Annotated in this window: 24 protein-coding genes; 1 reads left to right on the plus strand and 23 read right to left on the minus strand. The window is 45.2% G+C overall.

Annotated elements, in window-relative coordinates:
- Positions 1–17: 17 nt before the first annotated feature.
- From bshA to OB236_RS26920, 6 genes are read right to left on the minus strand one after another with little or no spacing between them, the layout of a single operon-like run.
- Complete coding sequence (bshA, locus tag OB236_RS26895; RefSeq protein ID WP_076227531.1) at positions 18–1,187, minus strand: N-acetyl-alpha-D-glucosaminyl L-malate synthase BshA; 1,170 nt, start codon at positions 1,185–1,187, stop codon at positions 18–20.
- 43 nt (positions 1,188–1,230) lie between these two features.
- Positions 1,231–1,929: a bacillithiol biosynthesis deacetylase BshB1 gene (gene bshB1 / locus OB236_RS26900; protein WP_076227533.1), complete on the minus strand. Its 699-nt coding sequence runs from the start codon at positions 1,927–1,929 to the stop codon at positions 1,231–1,233.
- Positions 1,929–2,345 carry a methylglyoxal synthase gene (locus tag OB236_RS26905; protein WP_076227535.1) on the minus strand — a complete coding sequence of 139 codons (417 nt, stop codon included), beginning with the start codon at positions 2,343–2,345 and terminating at the stop codon, positions 1,929–1,931. Before OB236_RS26905 ends, bshB1 begins: the two co-directional genes overlap by 1 nt.
- Positions 2,346–2,367: 22 nt before the next feature.
- Positions 2,368–3,171 carry a 4-hydroxy-tetrahydrodipicolinate reductase gene (gene dapB / locus OB236_RS26910; protein WP_262686721.1) on the minus strand — a complete coding sequence of 268 codons (804 nt, stop codon included), beginning with the start codon at positions 3,169–3,171 and terminating at the stop codon, positions 2,368–2,370.
- Complete coding sequence (locus OB236_RS26915; protein WP_076227539.1) at positions 3,172–3,714, minus strand: tetratricopeptide repeat protein; 543 nt, start codon at positions 3,712–3,714, stop codon at positions 3,172–3,174.
- Between the two features lie 45 nt (positions 3,715–3,759).
- Positions 3,760–4,098: a nucleotide pyrophosphohydrolase gene (locus OB236_RS26920; protein ID WP_076227541.1), complete on the minus strand. Its 339-nt coding sequence runs from the start codon at positions 4,096–4,098 to the stop codon at positions 3,760–3,762.
- Between the two features lie 224 nt (positions 4,099–4,322).
- Between OB236_RS26920 and OB236_RS26925 the strand changes: the two genes are divergently transcribed.
- Complete coding sequence (locus tag OB236_RS26925) at positions 4,323–5,192, plus strand: YitT family protein (RefSeq protein ID WP_262686722.1); 870 nt, start codon at positions 4,323–4,325, stop codon at positions 5,190–5,192.
- Between the two features lies 1 nt (position 5,193).
- On the opposite strand, the gene OB236_RS26930 is transcribed toward OB236_RS26925, so the two are convergent.
- The 17 genes from OB236_RS26930 to OB236_RS27010 form a co-directional block, all read right to left on the minus strand.
- Positions 5,194–6,063, minus strand: a complete 870-nt coding sequence (locus tag OB236_RS26930) for a sporulation protein YpjB (protein ID WP_262686723.1) — start codon at positions 6,061–6,063, stop codon at positions 5,194–5,196.
- Positions 6,064–6,188: 125 nt separating this feature from the next.
- Positions 6,189–6,845, minus strand: coding sequence for a DUF1405 domain-containing protein (locus tag OB236_RS26935; RefSeq protein ID WP_262686894.1), 657 nt, complete (start codon positions 6,843–6,845; stop codon positions 6,189–6,191).
- Between the two features lie 93 nt (positions 6,846–6,938).
- On the minus strand, positions 6,939–7,820 hold the full coding sequence (locus OB236_RS26940; protein WP_076227547.1) for a c-type cytochrome: 882 nt from the start codon (positions 7,818–7,820) through the stop codon (positions 6,939–6,941).
- Between the two features lie 15 nt (positions 7,821–7,835).
- Positions 7,836–8,507, minus strand: a complete 672-nt coding sequence (gene qcrB, locus OB236_RS26945; RefSeq protein ID WP_076227549.1) for a menaquinol-cytochrome c reductase cytochrome b subunit — start codon at positions 8,505–8,507, stop codon at positions 7,836–7,838.
- A 16-nt stretch (positions 8,508–8,523) separates the two neighbouring features.
- Positions 8,524–9,072 (minus strand): QcrA and Rieske domain-containing protein, encoded by a 549-nt coding sequence (locus tag OB236_RS26950; protein WP_076227551.1) that lies wholly within the window; start codon positions 9,070–9,072, stop codon positions 8,524–8,526.
- A 240-nt stretch (positions 9,073–9,312) separates the two neighbouring features.
- On the minus strand, positions 9,313–9,753 hold the full coding sequence (locus OB236_RS26955) for a YpiF family protein (protein ID WP_262686724.1): 441 nt from the start codon (positions 9,751–9,753) through the stop codon (positions 9,313–9,315).
- A 163-nt stretch (positions 9,754–9,916) separates the two neighbouring features.
- A complete protein-coding gene (locus tag OB236_RS26960; RefSeq protein ID WP_076227555.1) occupies positions 9,917–10,105 on the minus strand; it encodes an IDEAL domain-containing protein in 189 nt (62 codons plus the stop codon).
- A gap of 46 nt (positions 10,106–10,151) precedes the next feature.
- Positions 10,152–10,667 (minus strand): gamma carbonic anhydrase family protein, encoded by a 516-nt coding sequence (locus OB236_RS26965; RefSeq protein WP_262686725.1) that lies wholly within the window; start codon positions 10,665–10,667, stop codon positions 10,152–10,154.
- Between the two features lie 51 nt (positions 10,668–10,718).
- The gene (locus OB236_RS26970) at positions 10,719–11,843 is read right to left on the minus strand and encodes a hypothetical protein (RefSeq protein WP_262686726.1); all 1,125 of its coding nucleotides are present in this window, start codon (positions 11,841–11,843) and stop codon (positions 10,719–10,721) included.
- A gap of 138 nt (positions 11,844–11,981) precedes the next feature.
- Positions 11,982–12,572 (minus strand): histidine phosphatase family protein, encoded by a 591-nt coding sequence (locus OB236_RS26975; RefSeq protein ID WP_262686727.1) that lies wholly within the window; start codon positions 12,570–12,572, stop codon positions 11,982–11,984.
- Between the two features lie 64 nt (positions 12,573–12,636).
- A complete protein-coding gene (locus tag OB236_RS26980) occupies positions 12,637–13,269 on the minus strand; it encodes an anti-sigma factor family protein (protein ID WP_262686728.1) in 633 nt (210 codons plus the stop codon).
- Positions 13,266–13,856 (minus strand): RNA polymerase sigma factor, encoded by a 591-nt coding sequence (locus tag OB236_RS26985; RefSeq protein WP_076227563.1) that lies wholly within the window; start codon positions 13,854–13,856, stop codon positions 13,266–13,268. The genes OB236_RS26980 and OB236_RS26985 overlap by 4 nt, the downstream gene beginning before the upstream one ends.
- A 339-nt stretch (positions 13,857–14,195) precedes the next feature.
- A complete protein-coding gene (locus tag OB236_RS26990; protein WP_262686729.1) occupies positions 14,196–15,290 on the minus strand; it encodes a prephenate dehydrogenase in 1,095 nt (364 codons plus the stop codon).
- A 30-nt stretch (positions 15,291–15,320) separates the two neighbouring features.
- A complete protein-coding gene (hisC, locus tag OB236_RS26995; RefSeq protein WP_262686730.1) occupies positions 15,321–16,421 on the minus strand; it encodes a histidinol-phosphate transaminase in 1,101 nt (366 codons plus the stop codon).
- Positions 16,422–16,499: 78 nt separating this feature from the next.
- Entirely contained in the window at positions 16,500–17,312 is an 813-nt protein-coding gene (trpA, locus tag OB236_RS27000) for a tryptophan synthase subunit alpha (protein ID WP_262686731.1), read from the minus strand.
- The gene (gene trpB, locus OB236_RS27005) at positions 17,299–18,504 is read right to left on the minus strand and encodes a tryptophan synthase subunit beta (protein WP_076227571.1); all 1,206 of its coding nucleotides are present in this window, start codon (positions 18,502–18,504) and stop codon (positions 17,299–17,301) included. The genes trpA and trpB overlap by 14 nt, the downstream gene beginning before the upstream one ends.
- The gene (locus OB236_RS27010) at positions 18,485–19,240 is read right to left on the minus strand and encodes a phosphoribosylanthranilate isomerase (RefSeq protein WP_262686732.1); all 756 of its coding nucleotides are present in this window, start codon (positions 19,238–19,240) and stop codon (positions 18,485–18,487) included. Before OB236_RS27010 ends, trpB begins: the two co-directional genes overlap by 20 nt.
- Between the last annotated feature and the right edge of the window lie 2 nt (positions 19,241–19,242).

A 19,242-nucleotide genomic window follows, 5' to 3' on the forward strand; every position in this document is an offset into this window, starting at 1 on the left:
TCCCTTCATTCCTTCACTTAACAGTTTATCGGCCTTAGCTTAATCCCATCCGGAATCGGAAGTCCAAGTACACGATAATACATTTCTTCATATTGTCTGGTTATGAGATCATTACAGAACGTGTAGCGTGCCCGATATAAACAGGCTTCTGTGACCTTCTCATATAATGCCGAGTCTGTAAGTAGTTGTTTCGTGTAATGTGCCATTTGATCAATATCACCGATGTCCGCCAAAAATCCGGATTCTCCATGAACGATCAGTTCTGGAATTCCCCCTGTATTGGACGCAACGGTAGGTACCCCACAGGCCATGGCCTCCAGTGCTACCAAACCAAAGCTTTCCTTTTCCGAAGGGAGCAGCATCACATCAGATAATGATAGCAATTGAGCCACATCATCCTGCTTGCCGCAAAATGTAACCCTATCCAGTAAGCCCAGCTCTTTTACCCTGCACAATACTTTTGATAACTCCGGACCTTCTCCGACAAATAACAGACGACTGGGTACATCCTTGGATACTTGGTTGAATATTTCTACAACATCGGTTACCCGCTTCACAGGTCGAAAGTTAGAAATATGTATTAATATTTTTTCATCAGGCTGGGCAAATTCTTTACGCAGCGCCGTCACTTCTCGTGGGTAGTACACTCGTTTATCAACAAAATTGTAAGCCAAATCAATCGGCTTATCTATAGAAAGCAGCCTGCGCGTTTCTTCAATCAAATCCTGCGACACTGCGGTCACAGCGTCACTCTGATTAATAGCATACCGGATTAAATCACTTAACGACTCATCCTGCGCCAGCACAGTAATGTCTGTGCCGTGCAAGGTAGTCACAACCTTCAAATGATCACCGACCATCTGTTTGGCCAATAAAGCACATACCGCATGGGGGATGGCATAATGAACATGCAGCAAATCGAGACCTTCGAGTTGGGCTACCTGCGCCAGCTTACTTGCTAGTGATAAATCATATGGAGGATATTTAAACACATAATAATCGTTAACTTCTACCTCATGATAAAAAATATTCCGATCAAATTTACCGAGACGAAATGGCATACTATGTGTGATAAAGTGGACCTCGTGGCCTTTTTCAGCCAACAGCTTGCCGAGCTCTGTTGCTACAACTCCTGAGCCGCCCAACGTCGGATAACAGGTAATACCAATTTTTAGACGTTCCTTCATGGGACTCCCTCCCTTACGTGTAAATTGCAAGCTTGTGTATGAATTAAAATTGTTGAATGAGATAAGGTACCTTCGTGACGAAACCTTCCGCAAAAGCGACCATGCGCTTCTGGCCTAACATATGATCCTTCGCGATGATTCTTTCCAGATAGCCCTGGTTGAGTGGTGTGTGGACATAGTCATTGTGACTCCCAACCGTTTCAAACTGGGAGCGATAGGCTTGCAGAGCCTTCATTTTTTGCTCATGTACTCCGGAAATGTCAACAAGCAAATCAGCTTCGAAGACATCATTAATAAAGTAAAAATATAGGGCTTCTACTGTATGTGCCTCTGTTTCCGGTTCATAACGTCGAAGCTTTGCATTAAATACCGCCTCTTGAACCAGCTTACTGCAGGCAATATGATCGGGATGACGATCTTCCCAATAAGGAGCAAATACGACCCGCGGCTTATGCTTGCGTATTTCTTGTGTTACTGCTGCAACATTCGATGCATTGACCCATAAACCACGGTCCGGGAGTCCAAGATTACTACGCTCAGCCAGCCCCAGTGCACCCGATGCCAAATTCGCCTCTTGCTGACGAATTTCTACAGTACCGTTGGAGGACATTTCTGCGTATGTCAAATCACAGATACCTACGCGGTAACCTGCTGCTGTATGCTTGCAAATGGTTCCTCCCATTCCGATTTCCGCATCGTCCGGGTGTGCACCAAAGATGAGCATGTCCAAGGATGAACTCATTAGAGTTCACCTGGCTTATATTTGTGTACTAATTCACGCCAAGCAAAATCCCCGCGCTCAAGCGCTTTGACCAAAATTTCCGCGGTCGCAATGTTCGTTGCGCATGGAATTCCTTGCACATCGCACAAACGAAGCAGTGCAGTAATGTCAGGCTCATGCGGCTGAGCCATTAACGGATCGCGCAAAAAAATAATCAGATCCATTTCATTCGTTGCCACCATAGCACCGATTTGCTGATCACCGCCAAGTGGTCCTGACATAAAACGGTGAATGGAGAGCTTTGTAACATCCATAATTCGAGTGCCCGTTGTGCCTGTTGCGTATAAAATATGATTCTCAAAAACCGTCTCATAAGCGATGATAAAGTTCACCATCTCGTCCTTTTTACGGTCATGTGCAATCAATGCGATGTTCATCTCAATAAATCTCCTCTGCGACTTAATCTATAAAATGCTCAAATCCGTAAACAATACCCGTGAATTCCATCACTTTGTTAACCGCTACCTTGACTCCCGGCATATAACCTGCACGATCATAAGAATCGTGTCTGATTTTCAAGGTTTGGCCAAAGGCTCCAAAAATAACCTCCTGTTGGGCAAACACTCCAGGAAGACGTACACTATGTATGCGAAAACCGTCATATAATCCGCCGCGCGAGCCTTCGATCGTTTCTTTTTCATTGGGATTTCCTTGACGTAATTCTTCTCGGCTTTGTGAAATCATCTCGGCTGTTTTAACCGCAGTACCTGAAGGCGCATCCAGCTTCTGATCCCCATGATACTCGATAATTTCCAGATTCGGCATATATTTAGCCGCCTGTGCAGCAAACTTCATCATCAGTATAGCCCCAATTGAAAAATTAGGTGCTATAATACCACCAATTCCTTGTGCTTTACACTGCTTGTCAAACTCTTCAATATCCTCAGGTGTGAAGCCGGTCGTTCCAATAACAGGACGCACTCTATATTTAATCGCCAAGGCCGTATTAGCGACCACGGAATGAGGTGTTGTGAAATCAACCAATACATCAGGCTTACCTTCTACAAGAGCCAACTCCAAATCATTCGTAATCTTAATCCCGCACGGCTCAAGACCGACGGCTCGGCCTGCGTCCATCGACGAGTCTGCGGAGTGGCTAATCGCAGCTACAAGCTCCAAACTCGGATCCTCCAATACCATTTTTACAACCTCACGGCCCATACGGCCGCTCGCTCCGGCTACAGCTACACGAATTTGACTCATCTATATCCAATCCTTTCGTCGTTCATTCGAATCATTATTTTTTTCTTTTAATCGCTGCTGATACTCCAGCAATAATCGTCTTCCCATTTCATGCTGCGGATCCAGCTCAAGTAAGGTGTGAATGGCACTAATGGCTTGGTCATATTCCTTAAGCATAGCGTAACCGTGTCCCAGCAGCAAATAGGCCTCCAAACATAATGAATCCAGCTCTATAGCACGCTTCAGCAATGAAACAGCCAGCCATAGCTGCGCTTCATTTTCAGTAAAATAGCGTTCTGCCTTTACCATAAATGCCTTGGCCTGAAGATTTTGGAGGTGTAACCGATATGGAGTTTCACGACTATCCATTCTGACAGCCTGCCTAGCGTGTTCAATTGCTTTGTTAAGCTTATTGCTCCGGGCATAGGTAATCGATAACTTATAATGAAAGGCAGCGTTGTGAGGATTCATAGCAATCGCCCGCCCAAACCATTCCACTGCTTGCTCAAAATCATGCATTAAAATTGACTCATAGGCCTTCTTGATCTGCTCTTCTCCATCCATGCTGCCCATTCCCTTCTACAAAGGTGATGGTTTAGCATATGATAATCATTCCGTATCGGTGTTTATTTTTGTCCAACGGTCTGCATCTCGGGTACGAAATTTGTGCATAATTTTATCATGTGCTTCTGTAAGATCGAGCCCCAAGGAATTCGCAAAACATATGGTTATAAACAAGATATCACCGAGCTCAAGCTCAATCGAATTATCAGCTTCTGAGGATTTTTTCGGCTTTTCGCCAAACTGGTGATTGACCTCGCGAGCAAGCTCGCCTACCTCTTCAGACATCCGCGCCAGCATGGACAACGGACTAAAATACCCCTCTTTAAACTGTGATATGTAAGCATCTACTTCCTGCTGCAGCTCTGCGAGCGTCCGTTCTGTCATTGCGAAATCGTCACCAACCTTATTCCAAATATACACTATGTTCGGGACAGAAAGGAGTGAGTTGAACCTCGTTATAAGCCCTTCTTACCATGTTATCGCAAACAGGATAGGATGACAAATTTTTTTTGAGTCATTATTAGACATACTAAAGAATAACCACCACTGAATTCGTTGTACATTACCCTGTCACTGGACAATTGTGATTGAGGAGGTCCTGTTCATCCATGCAAATAAAAGCTGGAATCAACTGGCTGCAGTCTATCCTGCCTATACTGATCGGGACAGCGGTATACGCCTTCGGTCTGCACTATTTTATTATACCCAATCGCTTAATGGAAGGTGGAATAACCGGAGTTGCCTTGCTTATCAACTATATTTTTCATGTCCCGTTATCCATAACAACTTTAATCATCAATATTCCTTTGTTTATAGCGGCATGGAAAATTTTCGGAAGAGAATCTATGATTTACACGATTACTGGAACGTTATCGCTCACTTTTTTTTTATGGGTGATGGAGCGGCTAATAGTTAGTGGGTGGATCGTACCTTTTCGAACGGAGCAGGATTACTTTCTCGTCACGGCCTATGCCGGACTCACGCTTGGGGTTGGTTTGGGCATTGTGTTTCGTTATGGGGGAACAACCGGGGGAACCGATATTATAGCGAGAATCGTTCAAAAATGGAAAGGCTGGAGTATCGGGCAGATCATTCTGCTTTTTGATGCCATTGTGATTGGTTCTGCCTTCTTTTTTATTCCAAAGGAACAAATCTTGTATACTTTTGTAGCTGTATTTATTACCAGCAAGGTGATTGATATCGTTATAGAAGGTGCATATGCTGCTCATGCATTTACGATTATTTCCGACCATGCCGACCAACTGGTCAGCATCATCACATCGCAAACAGATCGGGGAGCCACTTTAATCCCTGCATATGGTGGTTATTCCAAGACACCGAAGAACATGGTTTACTGCGTCGTCTATCGACAAGAAATGAAAAGGCTCAAAGACTTGATCCGTACCGTCGACCCGCGTGCTTTTATTATTATCAACGAGGTACATGACGTACTTGGAGAAGGCTTCAAGCCCGAATAACTCAATCATCAGCAGCTTTGTTCACAACCACAAGTCCATTGTCTTTCTTGGACAGTCTCCAGGCTGCGAACGCCAAAACAGCCAAAATCACGGCTCCAAGCACCAGCTTCCAAATAATTGGATTTTGGTCATCTATAATAGGTAAGTAGGCAGTTGCGTCTTTTTTCAGAAACAATACATCAATCGTATTACGCAGGGTAGGCATCACGTTCAGTACTTGTTTGTAGGGCTCCTGCTCAGAACGAACTTGATCAGTCACGAACAGGACCATGGAATCCAGCTTCTCAATCTCTATCGGGTCACGACTAATGAGCAGACTTGGATGAATGATGGCAATGTGCTGACGAAAAGCATTAGCCGCTTGAACCAGTTCAGGCTTTTTCTGTTCTTGTGAAGCCTGCTCCATCTGCTTGAGATCGCTCATCAGTGGATTGTAGTATTGAAGCCACATCGGTTCATTGGAGTGCGTCAAAGCGTCGGTAGCCAGGCGAATCGTCGCAGCAGAGACTTGTCCTTCAGCGGGGGACAAATTGGCCGCATTAAAGGTCCTCTTCGCTTGTGTAATCGTTTCTGTCAGCGCATTTAATCCTTCTAACGTTGTAATTCCCTCGTAGCGGATTAGCGGAATCTGTTCGCTCAGAAGCTGAAGAATAGCTCGTCCACCAGCCAAATCTCCTTGCATGACCTTCTTGTACATGTCATCAGCAGTTTGATTAAGCACCTCTAGCTTTTGCAATTGATCCTTCGCAGGTTTGGGTGTGAGTGCCTGATCCGTGGGCAGCTGTGTCTGGGAACAGGCCGTCAACAATTGAACACCCAGCAATAGGATCATTGCCAGGCAACCTGCTCTCCCTTTTTTCATAAACCACATTGAACATCCCTCCCTAAGAGTTTTGCTATGGCAAAACTTACTCCGTAAGCGCTACTGAGTTTTGCTACAGCAAAGCTTACCACGTAAGCTTCATATATCCTCAAGGTATGGGGGGATGTCCATATTTAGACCTGTCTTTTTTCCATCAATCTGCGAATTTTCATTAGAACCCAGGCAAGTATGACACTCACAAAGCTCAGCTGGACCGTAAATGCAGCTACGATAGGAATATCATCTTCCAAAGAAGCTGGCAACCATGGAAACACACCTACCGTATAATCCATATAATCGTTCCATAGTGTCCAGAGTGCTGCGACAATGATGGCATTAACCCGGTATGTATATAAACGCATATATAGAATAGCTTCTGCAGCCATTCCCAAATGGGACAAGGTCAGCATCCAATCCTGCCAATTCACGGAATCTCCCTGATAAACCCCTGCCCAGATCATACTTACCGCCCATATTCCATATTTAAATGAAGTGATAAGCGCAAGTGCTTCAATCAGACTGCGAAACCAGCTTCTTTTCGGACTCTGGCTGCGATTCTTATAAGAATCAATCAGCAGGTACGTAATCACACCGGTAAAAAAAAGACTTGCCGTTGGACTATCAGGAACAAATGGCAAGTATACAGGGGACATCGTTTGTGCAGTATAAACGAGCTGTTTCCAGTACCATTGGTAACCATAAATCGTACCCAGGAAGTTTACCCAAAATAAGGTCCAGAGCATGAATCTACTGGACAGAAAAGCTTTTGATACATAAGTTCGAATCGACATACTTAACAATTGGGCCCCTCCTGCACGAATTATACTATCTGAAATTTTGAAAAAAGACCTGACCATGCTGCTGACGGTCAGGTCTTGGAAATATTATGATTTTTGTTTACTTAGCCATTCCGCTAATTTGGTGATGTCTGCTTCAGTGAGGCCTTTTTTGATATTATCATCATATTGTGCACCCATGTTGCCGACACCTTTTTTGATAATTCCCAAAATCGCTTCCTGATTGTGCTTGTCTCCTACACCACGAAGTGCGGGGATACCGGAAGCAGGAATTCCTTTAAGCTCAGCACCGTGACAAGTTACACAAGTCGCCTTCTTGTAGATCTCTGCTCCTGGATCATCTGCTGCTACAATAGCAACAGCTGTTGCCGTTTTCTTCGTGCTTGGAGCAGGAAGACCTGCACTTTTGGCTGCATGCATTTCTTCTTCGCGTTTGATGTGCTCAGGAATAATATTTTTTTCCTTCAATTCGTGCTCATAATGAGTCCATGATACGACTGTCAAATACGTACATGCTACCAAAGTTAGTACCATCAAGGTTGAAGCAATCGGACGTCTGTAAAAACGTCTTTCTTTACCTGTGTCCAGAAAAGGAGCAATAATCAATCCACCGAACATGATGCCCGGAACAATAACTGTACCGAACACGACGAATTGATCGGATGTATATGGGTACTTCAGCAATTGGTACATGAATAAGAAATACCAGTCGGGCATTGGAATAAACTGGGTATTAGTTGGATCTGCCGGATAACCAAGCGGTGCTGCTTCCGTCATAACCAATACCAATATACCTACCAAAACAACGACCGCAACCATCCATTCCTTCAGAAGAAAGTTTGGAATAAACACTTCCGATTTTCCCGGATAAGCGGAAAAGTCGGGTTGCGGCAAACGTGAAGTCTTAGCGCGTACTCGTGAATCACCTACATAAACAATTTTCTCGTCAGAATTGTGACCATGTGCCACTTTTCACACCTCCTTCTATAACGGACCGGAAATTCCTTGCTTACGAATCATAAAGAAATGTCCTGCCAATAGGGCAAGCAATGCACCTGGCAAGAAGAACACGTGAAGTGCAAAGAAACGGGTTAATGTTTGCGCACCAACAATTTCTCCACCTTGCAGGAATGTTTTGACGTAATCACCGATATATGGTGCGGAAGCGGCGATTTTGATACCTACTTGTGTAGCAAAGTAAGCTTTGTTATCCCAAGGCAGCAGGTACCCGGTGAAACCAAGGCCCAGCATAACCAGGAATATCATCATGCCCACTACCCAGTTCATTTCGCGAGGTGCCTTGTAGGAACCCGTAAAGAATACGCGAAGAGTATGTAAAAACATCATGACGATAACAAGACTTGCCCCCCAGTGATGCATACCCCGTACAATAACACCAAAAGCGACTTTGTGTTGGAGGTAGTCAACGCTGGCATAAGCATTGATAATATCTGGAACATAATACATGGTTAAGAACATACCGGACAGGATTTGAATAACTGTGATAAAAAACGTCAATCCACCGAAGCAATAGACGAATGCAGAAAAGTGATGCGCCGGATTTACGTGCTCCGGTACCTCATGGTCGGCCACATCTCTCCACATCGGCGTGATATCCAGACGCTCATCAATCCAGTTATACATATTTTTAAACATCTGATGCTACGCCTCCTTATTGTACCCTTTTGTTCGGACCAAGCTGGCCTACGTAAACAAAGCCGTTTTCCGTTTTGAGCGCATACTGGTCAAGCGGCAATGGGGCAACAGCAAGGTTCTTACCGTCAGCCGTGTAGTGCGCGCCATGGCAAGGACAGTAGTACTGATCCTTATAGGCCGGATTGGAATTCCAGTCAACCGTACAACCCAAGTGCTTACAGGTTGGATTCAATGCGAAAATGTTACCAGCCTTGTCTTTGGAAATCCAGGCTTCAAGTTCCGGATCACTTTCCCACCAACCGTCGACCTGATGGACTTTGAATTTGAAAGATGCTGGTGTTTCTGTAATCTTTGCAGCCTCTACTACCTTTACCCAAGCGGCTTCCGTCTTTGGTTGAAGGACAGGATCGACAGCAAAACGAAGCATAGGAACGATCATTCCAGCGCCCATGAATGCTCCGGCTCCACCAAGGGTATAAGAAAGAAATTGTCTGCGAGACATCTCGCGACGCTTGACCGCCGAACCACCTTGGTGATGCCCATCCTGATTATTGTGCTCACTCACTCGTGTTCTACCTCCTTTTGCAACTATATCATGTCGTTCGACATTACTTTACAACACATACTAGGACATTATTAATAATAGCTTACGAGTCAAGGTGCGTCAAGAATTTTGCCTGCATTTTCAGACCCCTAAAGCTTGTCCTTACAATAACTTTTAACGAATTTGTCACATCTCGTCACACATTTGAAATCGAACACTGCATACATAGAATTAACAAAATTGCCACTGATCATACACAAATTATTCTTGATTCTTGCCAGCCCACAAAAGCATCAGTTGTTCTGCTATTCGTTTCTTCTCCACGGGGAGCGATTCCGTTAATAAATCGGGCGTCAGCGTGAACGCAAGATCCGCATTGGACTGTGTTAATACGTCAGCAAGATCCTCTTTCGCACTCACTACAATGACAAAAGCAAATCCGTTTGTTTTGAGCTGTGCGCAGACCGCGTTCACCTGCTCCAGTCCACTATCTTCATTAACATAATGCAGTGCCGGATACGTCAGGACCCTGCCCTTGTAGGGAATTTCGAACAAATCCAGGGCATCCCTCAGATCCTCTAACGCGCAGGTTGCTTCCCATGGCTGCTCGGCTCCTGTAATTCCCGTAACAGGCAGCAGGCACGTATCCACGTACGGACGCAAATCTTCCCATGTTTTTTCATTGACATCACTGAATTTCATTTTGGTTCCCCCTAATTCGTTAACAATTCCTTATGTATTTTCGTAGAAAACGACTTCGTAATCACGCACATTGTTCCAGTTTAACATAGAAAAAGAGACATATGAATGAAATTCACATGTCTTTAACCGGTTGCCATCGATTAGGCCCTAAGGGGCAGTGTTATTATCCAAGCGCATAGAGCGATTTTAGTTCTGTGGTGAGAGTCAGGAAGGTCTCTTCATCCCCTTTAGCCAAAGCTAAATCAATCTCTTTGTACAAATGTTGCTCCTTATATTTGCGGATGGATTCGTCCAGCACCATCTCGGCAAACAAGCCCAGCATCTTATCGTTGGAAATATTCATTTTGCCCATAGAACCTACCTCCAAACTGGGTCGCTTCAGATTTGTATCGAGAATACTAAGGTTTCACCTGCAAACGGTATTCATTGCCTCTGATCACGTAGCTTTCCATCGTACGCTGCATACGAAGCAGGTCAGCCTCTACAAGCTCGCGTACTACCTTGGCGGGCGAGCCAAGCGATAGCGTACGGGATGGAATGTGCTTATTCTCGGTGACCAACGATCCCGCCCCTACTAAAGCATATTCATCAATCACCGCGCCGTTAAGTACAATAGCCCCCATACCAATTAATGTGCCTTTACCTATGCAGCAACCATGGATGATTGCTGCATGTCCGACCGAGACTTCTTCCCCGATCAGCAATGGCTGGTCAACATTCACATGCCCGATACAGCCATCCTGAATGTTGCTTTTGCGTCCGATCCGGATCGGGGCCAAATCACCGCGAAGAACCGTGTTGAACCAGATCGTGGCTTCTGCCTCAATGATGACATCTCCTATGATTTGAACACCTTCTGCCAGAAATGCGGTTGGATGCACCTGAGGAAAAATTCCGTTATAACTATGCAGCAATTGCGTTCACTCCTCTGATCTATCGATATGGGAGTGATTTTAGCAAGCAGACTATGGCTTGTCAAATGGCAGTGCGAGCAAATCCTCGTTGGCTTTGTAAATTCCTTGGATGACACTTCTCCCAAGCTTTGTTAATTGAATGACAGGGCCATGCTCATGATGCTCTCCAATCCGAATCAAGCCCAGATGCATCTGCATTTGCAATATGCGCTGTTCAAAAATAGATTCCGCCGAGTCGTAATAAAAAGGGCGGATCAACGGGATCAACGCAATTTTCAAGGAATCTACGGTCACCCAGGTCAAGACCAGCGTCTCCAGCCAATGCATGATTGACTGTACATTTGGAATAGCCCCTTTATACAGCCTCAGCCAAAATCGATACACCTGAAGTAAGTCCTCATGGCGATCACTCTGGACCTCATCGAGACCTTTGGCAGTCAGAGCCAGCATCTGATTGTGCTCCGTTATCCATTCCTTGTAATAACAGTAGTCGTAAATAAACGAAAACCGGTTCGGATACTCTTTAAACATGCGGCCATATCCAAATCGCCAAGCGGTTTTACCAACAGGCTCTTCCTTAACCGATAACCGATCCAATATCTGCTGCAAATGTCGTTTGTACATATAATGGTCAGCAGAGAGAATCACATCCTGATCTCGTACAAAACTGAGAAAGTTGCGGATATCATCAATGATAAGCCTCTGCTCATCCCGGTATACACCAGGCTCGTCAGTTACCTGAATGTGCTGCTGAAACTGCTTGGCCAAGGCTGCACTGAATCTTTGTTTCAAATCGGCGGGCACCTGAAATACATACCGCGTATCCCTGGAATGACCATTAAATAACCAACCATGCTGCTTAAAGCGAGTAATCATTTCACGTGGATTCCATGCATCCTCCCCATCCTTAACAAAACGGCTCTGCTGAACCCGTGCCACCAGCTCCTCGATACTGAAAGTGCCGCGCTTGTCAAAAATCAACGAATTCAAAAAGCGGATACCCTCAATCGATAGATCGGTTACCTGACGTTCAAAAACATCTTTACGGCTGACGGTGGCAAGAATGGATTGGATCAGCTCGTTTTTGGAATGTCCGTTACAGCTGCAATTATAGGTGCCCGCGATCCGACTTAGATCGTGTATATCGGCGTAGCTTAACATGTCCGCTAAATTCATCGTGAGTACCTCCGATAATGGCTTACTACCATTATTGGAAAAAACACCATATTTAAACGTGAAAGATTAAATTTTTATACCTTGCAGCATTGTGTTATACAGCAAAAAAACTGCCGAGTCAGCTCAGCAGTCCTATCTCTACATATTATTTAATTTATCCAAGTGGGCTGTACAGTTCAATAAGTGACAATTCCACACCGCATCTGCTGTAAGCTCCATCACGGTTATAGAGGTGTTGCTTAAATGAGAGGCTACGGGCTCGCCCATAATCCGCTCCAGCACCGGGGCTATGTAGCCTCCATGGCTAACAACCAGAATTCGTTTCCCACACTGTGCTTGCTCCAGATTAGAAAAAAAAGAAGACCATCTTTCCAATAAGGCCTCATCAGTCTCAAGCCCCAGCTCCTGCTCTCTCCAGCTTTCACCAAATCGTGAAATTCGATCCTCTAAAGTGGTCCCTTCCAGCTGTCCAAAATGCCTTTCTCTAAGTCGAGAGTCATCACCAAGGAAAGGAACTCCTGTTATATTAGAGATCGTATGCGCCGTTTGCCTGGCCCTGATCAAGTCACTGGACATGATTCCATCCCAAAGCTCAGATTTCAGTCGATGCGCCAAAAGCTCTGCTTGTTCAATACCAACGCCTGCAAGCTCTGTATCCATTTGTCCCTGCATCCTGCCCGCAATATTCCATTCTGTCGTCCCGTGACGAATCAATCCTACTGTAATCACTGTAGATTCCACTCTCTTTCTATTCCGATTATCTAAAAAAGCCCCTAAGGGGCTCAGCTTCAAACTACGATTTGGTTCTGGAAAACCAGTTCATCGTCAATAACGTACAAGTCAGTCCCAGAAGCGATAAGAAAAGCAGATAATCCTTGTAAGTATGAATCGGACCTACCTGGTACATGAACGGTTCACTAAAACCCTTTAGGCTTGCTACTGCCGAAGGCATTGTACGTACATTCATGGATTCCGCCTTACCGCCTGCCACTACAACAGGATCACTCATTCTGCCTATAACGGAAGAGTCGCTAGTTAAGGCTACTGTATCTCCACTTGGCTGATTATTTATGGAGTAGACAAATGAGAAAATGAACAATGCGAGGCAAATCGCGATCATAGCTGTCAGGTTTCGGCGCACCTTGAAGGAAAATGCATACATTTTGCCAGTGACAGGGACTCTCCATGATTCATCCTTATAGATACGATCCATAACACTGCGTGAAATTGGAGTAGAATTAGCATACGGTTCTCCCATTTCAGCAGCACATTGAATCAGATCCGTACTCTCTTGCCATATTTGAAACTCCGCAGCACAGCTCTCGCAATGCTTGATATGTTCGTCAACTTTGCCTCTTATGGGATCATTCGCCGGCAAATCCCAGTAAGCACCGAGTAACTCTTGAATCTCTTCACATTTCATCATCGTTTCATCCCTTCATACTCCTCAAAGACTGGGTCAAGAAAGTAAGGTTCCAATTGAAGTTTTACACTCGCCCTTGCCCTGAACAGTAAGGATTTGACTGAACTTACGGTTTGACCGAGGATATTCGCAATCTCCTGATAATCCATCTGATCATATTCGCGCATTATGAGTGCTGAACGCTGCTTCTCTGGTAGATTATTAATGGCATCTCTTACCATCGATACTTTCTCATTCCTTAATATACTTACTTCTGGCATCGAATCGGCATCAGCATGAGGCTCAAAACCACCCTGATCCAAAGACACCTTCACATGATTATTTTTACGCAATTCGCTAAGCACGGTATTTCTAGCAATCGTATACAGCCATGTTGAAAAAGTCGCCTCAATTTCTCGAAATGAGCTTAGGCTGCGATAGGCTTTATAAAAGGTTTCATTGCATAAATCCTCAGCCATCGAATCCATATGCGCGCTCTTTAACATGTGATAGATAAATGCCAAAATTTTACGTTCGTAGCGTCGCATTAATTCGTCGTAAAGTTGTACGTTACCATCCTTGATCTCTCTGATCAACTGGGAATCGGTCATTCAATACGACCCTCCTTGTGATTCCTTGCTACCCCCAGTGATTCTTACTACATTTGACTTTGCGGGAGCAAAAAAGTTGCGCGTTTATTAAAAATTTTTACGGTGTAATATGTATCATTCGGTAATGGTGAGCAAAATTCCTGCTTTTTCGACGACGCTTTAAAATATTTCATAAAAAAAACCACCTTTTCAAAAAAAGGTGGCTGCACATAGTGCAATGATTTCGGATAGGAGTGGAGAGAAACCATACTGTACTTTTATTATATGTATACGGTTACAAATTGTCAATAGTTTTTTGAAAACGCTTTATAATTTTTGTTTGAAGCAAAGAAAAAAGAATTACACATGAACTGTGTAATTCTCTTGTGTCAATAACTCGATCGCCCGATCCATATGTTCAACATCACGGAATGATAATCGCAAATTGCCTGGGACATCCTCACGGCTTTCGATAATATGAATATTGCTCAGGTTGATTTTGTTATTTCCCAGCAGCATCGTAATCTGCCCGATAATCCCGGGGTGATCTGGAACCTCATCCACATATATTTCAAATACGGATGAAAGCACACCTTTACGACGCTCCGGCAGGCTGCTGCGAAACTCATTGGCTTTACGGAACTCGGCCTCAATCCCCTGTCCATTATCATCCTTTAAGAGTTGAATAAAATGGGCAATTTCTGAGTTCCAATCGACCAGCAGCTTCAACAGCACTTCCCGATTATCGCTTAATATATCCCGCCAAATGATCGGGTCTCCAGAAGCGATTCGAGTCAAATCCCTGAAACCGCCAGCTGCCAGGTTCTCGTACAAATTGTTGGATTGATTATAGCCCGCTATTTGATTAACCAGAGCAACGGCGATAATATGCGGAAGATGGCTAATCGCACCCACGATATCATCATGGAGACTGGAATCGACTTTAATAATATGAGCTCTAGTCCAGCGAAGCAATGCAGCAAGCCTGTCATAAGCCTCCCGGGGTGTTTGCTCCATCGGTGTAAGCACATAAAATGCGTTCTCGTACAAATACGGACTGGCTGCTTCCACACCTGTCTTCTCGCTGCCTGCCATCGGATGACCGCCGATAAAATAAGCATCTTCAAAATCAAGCCGCTCCGCACATGCAGTTATGGAAGCTTTGGTGCTGCCCGCGTCTGTAATGATACATCCCGGTTTCAGCTTTAAGCGTGACAATTGATTTAAGTAATCTTCCATATTCCCAACAGGAACACATAGAAAAATAAAATCAGCGTCAGTCGCAGCCTCTTCCATCGACACCGTAGCATGGTCAACCACACCATGCTTCAAATATTTGTCCACGGACCGTGGATTATTGGAATGGCCGACGACATACAACTCCGGTTTTCCTTTAAAACAGAGCGCCAGAGAGCCGCCAATCAGGCCCACTCCAAATATAGCAATTTTTATCATTGAAGCTCAAACCCTCCCAAAACCGTCCGCCTACACACCCGCAGTTACTTCATTAAGCGCTAACTGCAGCGCACCGATAAACTTCTCATTTTGTTCCTGGCTTCCAACCGTCACACGAATCATAGTCGGCAGCTGCCAAGTCGGGTCATGACGAATAATAATGCCCTTGCGAAGCAGTGAATCAAATACCTGCGCACCTGAGCGCTGTACATCCACCATCATAAAATTGCCATGTGCAGGATAAAAGGGCAGCTTAAGTGCTCTGAACTGCTCAGATAAATATACGATACCTTGAGCATTGGCCTCGCGGCAGTCGTTAATAAAGGCTTCATCCTGGATTGCAGCAAGCGCAGCCTTTTGAGCAAATCCGGTCGTATTGAAAGGCTCACGGACTTGATTAATCGAACGGATCACTTCGGGATGTCCAATACCATAGCCAATCCGCAGGGAAGCAAGTCCATATATTTTGGAGAAGGTACGAAGTACGATAGCATTTTTATATTGATTTACGAGTGCAATGCTATCCGGGTAGTCCCCGCTTACATTGTACTCGGCATAAGCTTCATCAAGTACGACCAACACATGCGCAGGTACAGCATTCAGAAAATCAACAACCTCTTGATGAGAATTCATCGTGCCTGTCGGGTTGTTAGGATTGCACAGCCAAATAATTTTGGTGCGATCGTTAATCCGATCCAGCATCGCCTGCAAATCATGCGTACCATCCTTCAAAGGCACCTCTATACTTACAGCGCCTTCAATCTCGGCATTATGCTTATATTGTGGGAATGTCGGGAACGCCATAATGTTCTCGTCCCCTGGAACCAGATAGGCACGCGCCAGCATCAAAATAATTTCATCAGAGCCGGCTCCAAAAATTACCTGATCGGTTCTGACATTGAAGTGCTTGGCAACAGCCGCCGTTAATTCCACAGCGCCGCCATCCGGATAAATGCTGGATTGATCAATATTCGCAATGATGGCTTCTTTTGCCTTGGGTGAGCAGCCAAACGGATTCTCATTCGAAGCCAGCTTAATAACTTCGGTTAAGCCAAGCTCTCTTTTTACTTCATCCATGGGCTTGCCCGGTTTATAAACTGGAAGATGGACAATATTTTTCTTTGGTTGCACGCAGGTCACTCCATTCAAGAATTGATGTTTCCATTCGTAACCACTATTTTAACTTATTTACGGTTCGCTTGCCAATCATTACGATCTTATTAATTTGCTCACAAAATCATCAATCTGCTGCAAAGCTTGCGGTCGAGTCGCTGCATCTGCAAATAAAGGCAGCACTTCTTCAACCTGGCGCACCAGCGCACTGCCGACAACAATACCATCACAGCTTTGCGCAAATTTGACAAATTGTTCGTGAGTGGAAATACCGAAGCCTACCGCAATCGGAAGTGTCGTAGCAGCTCGGACTGTCTCGATAAACTGATCAATTCCGCTATGGAATTGGGTTCTTGTTCCTGTCACACCCAAAGAAGATACACAATAAACAAAACCCGATGCACGGGTGACAATCCGCTCAATGCGTTCCTTGGAAGTTGGTGCTACCAACGGGATGAGATGAATCCCATGGGCTTTAGCCAATGTCTGTACCTCCTGATCCTCCTCCATAGGCAGATCCGGGATAATAAGACCGCTAATATCGCTTTCCTGCAGCAGCGGGAATATCTTGTCCAAGCCAAGCTGCAGCACTGGATTATAGTAAGTAAACAGAATGAAAGGCAATTCACAGCCTTCGCTTCTAGCCACGCGCGCAGCTTCAATACAATCTCTGATCGATATTTGATGGCTGCCTAATGCTCGTTGTGAAGAACGCTGAATGACCGGACCATCTGCGAGCGGATCCGAATAGGGAACTCCCAGCTCCACAATGCTTGCTCCGGATTGCTCCAATTGTTTAATAATATCGATCGAGGTTCTCACATCTGGATCCCCAATCGTTAGAAATGGGATAAAAGCAGGCTTCTGCTGCTCCTTAAGCTCGGCAAATTTACGATCAATGCGATTCATTAGCGTCGCCTCCCAAATACTTCATAATCGCTTCTACATCCTTATCGCCGCGACCTGACAAACTGACGATAATGATCTCGTCCTTGCCCATCGTAGGTGCAACCTTCATCGTTTGTGCAATGGCATGCGCACTTTCCAGTGCAGGAATAATCCCCTCCGTGCGGCTGAGCAGCTGCAGTGCATCCAGTGCTTCCTGATCCGTAATCGGATAGTACTCGGCACGATTGGAATCCTTTAAATAAGCATGCTCTGGGCCAATCCCCGGATAATCCAGACCTGCCGAGATTGAATGTGCTTCTTGAACCTGTCCGAATTGGTCCTGCAGCAAGTAACTCATTGAGCCTTGGAACACACCATGACTGCCCTTCGTCATTGTAGCCGCATGCAGCTTGGTGTCAATCCCTTTACCCGCTGCCTCAGCACCAATCAAGCGGACACTCGTATCCCCAACGAATGGGTAAAAGATTCCGATTGCATTGCTGCCTCCACCAACTGCTGCAATGATCGTATCCGGTAGTCTGCCCTCCTGCTCCAAAATCTGTCTGCGGGACTCATCTCCGATAATGCGTTGAAAATCGCGAACCATCATTGGATATGGATGCGGGCCTGTCGCCGAACCAAGAATGTAGAACGTATCGTCAACATGACTGACCCAATAACGCAGTGTTTCGTTGCATGCATCCTTCAGAGTACGAGTTCCTGATACGACCGGAACAACTTCCGTACCCAGCAGATTCATTCGGAATACATTCAGCTGCTGACGTTTCATATCTTCTTCGCCCATGAACACTTTACATTCGTAACCAAGTAAAGCTGCCACGGTCGCGGTAGCCACGCCATGCTGTCCTGCACCGGTTTCGGCGATCAGTTTCTTTTTACCCATCCATTTAGCGAGTAATCCTTGTCCCAAAGCATTGTTAATTTTATGAGCACCTGTATGGTTCAGATCCTCACGCTTCAAATAAATCTTTGCCCCACCCAAATGAGCCGACAATCGCTCCGCATAAAATAAAGAGGTCGGTCTACCCGAATATTGGTGTAAAAAATGGTTCAGCTCTTGTTGAAATTTATCTTCCTTCACGAAGCTTTTATAGGCTGTCTCCAATTCAATCAGAGCGTTCATCAACGTTTCTGGAACATAACGTCCTCCAAACTTTCCGAACCTTCCTTGCTCATCCGGCACTTGTATCACGATGCTTCACCCTTTCCACAAAACGTGTAATTTTATCCAAATCCTTAACTCCATCTGTCTCCACACCACTTGATACGTCCACGCCATCCGGGGCATACGTATCGAGAAGCTCACCTACATTGTCCGGCAGAAGCCCTCCCGCTACAAAAAGACGCAGATTAACCGCACTGCACCATGCCTGATAAGCAGTAATTGCCTCCCAAGCGAAGGTTTTACCCGAGCCGCCGCCATATTCAGGATCGAATGTATCCAAAAGAATTGCGTCTACTACATACTTATAGGGGGTTAACAAGGCATCTACATGATTCAACTCTTCAGCTGTAGGAACGCCAGATTGACCGTTCGCATCAGACGCTAACGCATTATCACTAAGCGATGGATAACCTTGAACTACAGATACAACCTTCCAAACCTGTACACCCGGGAACGTATCTTTGACCCACTGACACTGCTCAGGGCTTTCCTGACCGTGAAATTGAATGACATCCAAAGGGGCCTCCTGCATGATCGAAGTTAGCTCCGACTGAGAAGGATTCATAAAAACTCCCACTGACAAAGGATGACTTCTGCCTGCCGAACGCTGCTCCGCCAGCACCTCAATCATCCTGGCAGCTTGCTCCGACGTAACTTGCCGTTTGCTCTTGGCAAATAGAAAGCCAATATAATCTATAGGCAAATGGAGAATGGAGCGCACCATCTCCGGCTGCTGCAGCCCGCATATTTTAACACTGCTCATCG

It is taken from the genome of Paenibacillus baimaensis (genome assembly GCF_025567575.1).

Excerpts from the sequence above, each read along its gene's own strand:
- bshA (WP_076227531.1), bottom strand. The coding sequence starts at position 1,187 with ATGAAGGAACGTCTAAAAATTGGTATTACCTGTTATCCGACGTTGGGC.
- bshB1 (WP_076227533.1), bottom strand. The coding sequence starts at position 1,929 with ATGAGTTCATCCTTGGACATGCTCATCTTTGGTGCACACCCGGACGAT.
- OB236_RS26905 (WP_076227535.1), bottom strand. The coding sequence starts at position 2,345 with ATGAACATCGCATTGATTGCACATGACCGTAAAAAGGACGAGATGGTG.
- dapB (WP_262686721.1), bottom strand. The coding sequence starts at position 3,171 with ATGAGTCAAATTCGTGTAGCTGTAGCCGGAGCGAGCGGCCGTATGGGC.
- OB236_RS26915 (WP_076227539.1), bottom strand. The coding sequence starts at position 3,714 with ATGGATGGAGAAGAGCAGATCAAGAAGGCCTATGAGTCAATTTTAATG.
- OB236_RS26920 (WP_076227541.1), bottom strand. The coding sequence starts at position 4,098 with ATGACAGAACGGACGCTCGCAGAGCTGCAGCAGGAAGTAGATGCTTAC.
- OB236_RS26925 (WP_262686722.1), top strand. The coding sequence starts at position 4,323 with ATGCAAATAAAAGCTGGAATCAACTGGCTGCAGTCTATCCTGCCTATA.
- OB236_RS26930 (WP_262686723.1), bottom strand. The coding sequence starts at position 6,063 with ATGTGGTTTATGAAAAAAGGGAGAGCAGGTTGCCTGGCAATGATCCTA.
- OB236_RS26935 (WP_262686894.1), bottom strand. The coding sequence starts at position 6,845 with ATGTCGATTCGAACTTATGTATCAAAAGCTTTTCTGTCCAGTAGATTC.
- qcrB (WP_076227549.1), bottom strand. The coding sequence starts at position 8,507 with ATGTTTAAAAATATGTATAACTGGATTGATGAGCGTCTGGATATCACG.
- OB236_RS26955 (WP_262686724.1), bottom strand. The coding sequence starts at position 9,753 with ATGAAATTCAGTGATGTCAATGAAAAAACATGGGAAGATTTGCGTCCG.
- OB236_RS26960 (WP_076227555.1), bottom strand. The coding sequence starts at position 10,105 with ATGGGCAAAATGAATATTTCCAACGATAAGATGCTGGGCTTGTTTGCC.
- OB236_RS26970 (WP_262686726.1), bottom strand. The coding sequence starts at position 11,843 with ATGAATTTAGCGGACATGTTAAGCTACGCCGATATACACGATCTAAGT.
- OB236_RS26980 (WP_262686728.1), bottom strand. The coding sequence starts at position 13,269 with ATGATGAAATGTGAAGAGATTCAAGAGTTACTCGGTGCTTACTGGGAT.
- OB236_RS26985 (WP_076227563.1), bottom strand. The coding sequence starts at position 13,856 with ATGACCGATTCCCAGTTGATCAGAGAGATCAAGGATGGTAACGTACAA.
- OB236_RS26990 (WP_262686729.1), bottom strand. The coding sequence starts at position 15,290 with ATGATAAAAATTGCTATATTTGGAGTGGGCCTGATTGGCGGCTCTCTG.
- trpA (WP_262686731.1), bottom strand. The coding sequence starts at position 17,312 with ATGAATCGCATTGATCGTAAATTTGCCGAGCTTAAGGAGCAGCAGAAG.
- OB236_RS27010 (WP_262686732.1), bottom strand. The coding sequence starts at position 19,240 with ATGAGCAGTGTTAAAATATGCGGGCTGCAGCAGCCGGAGATGGTGCGC.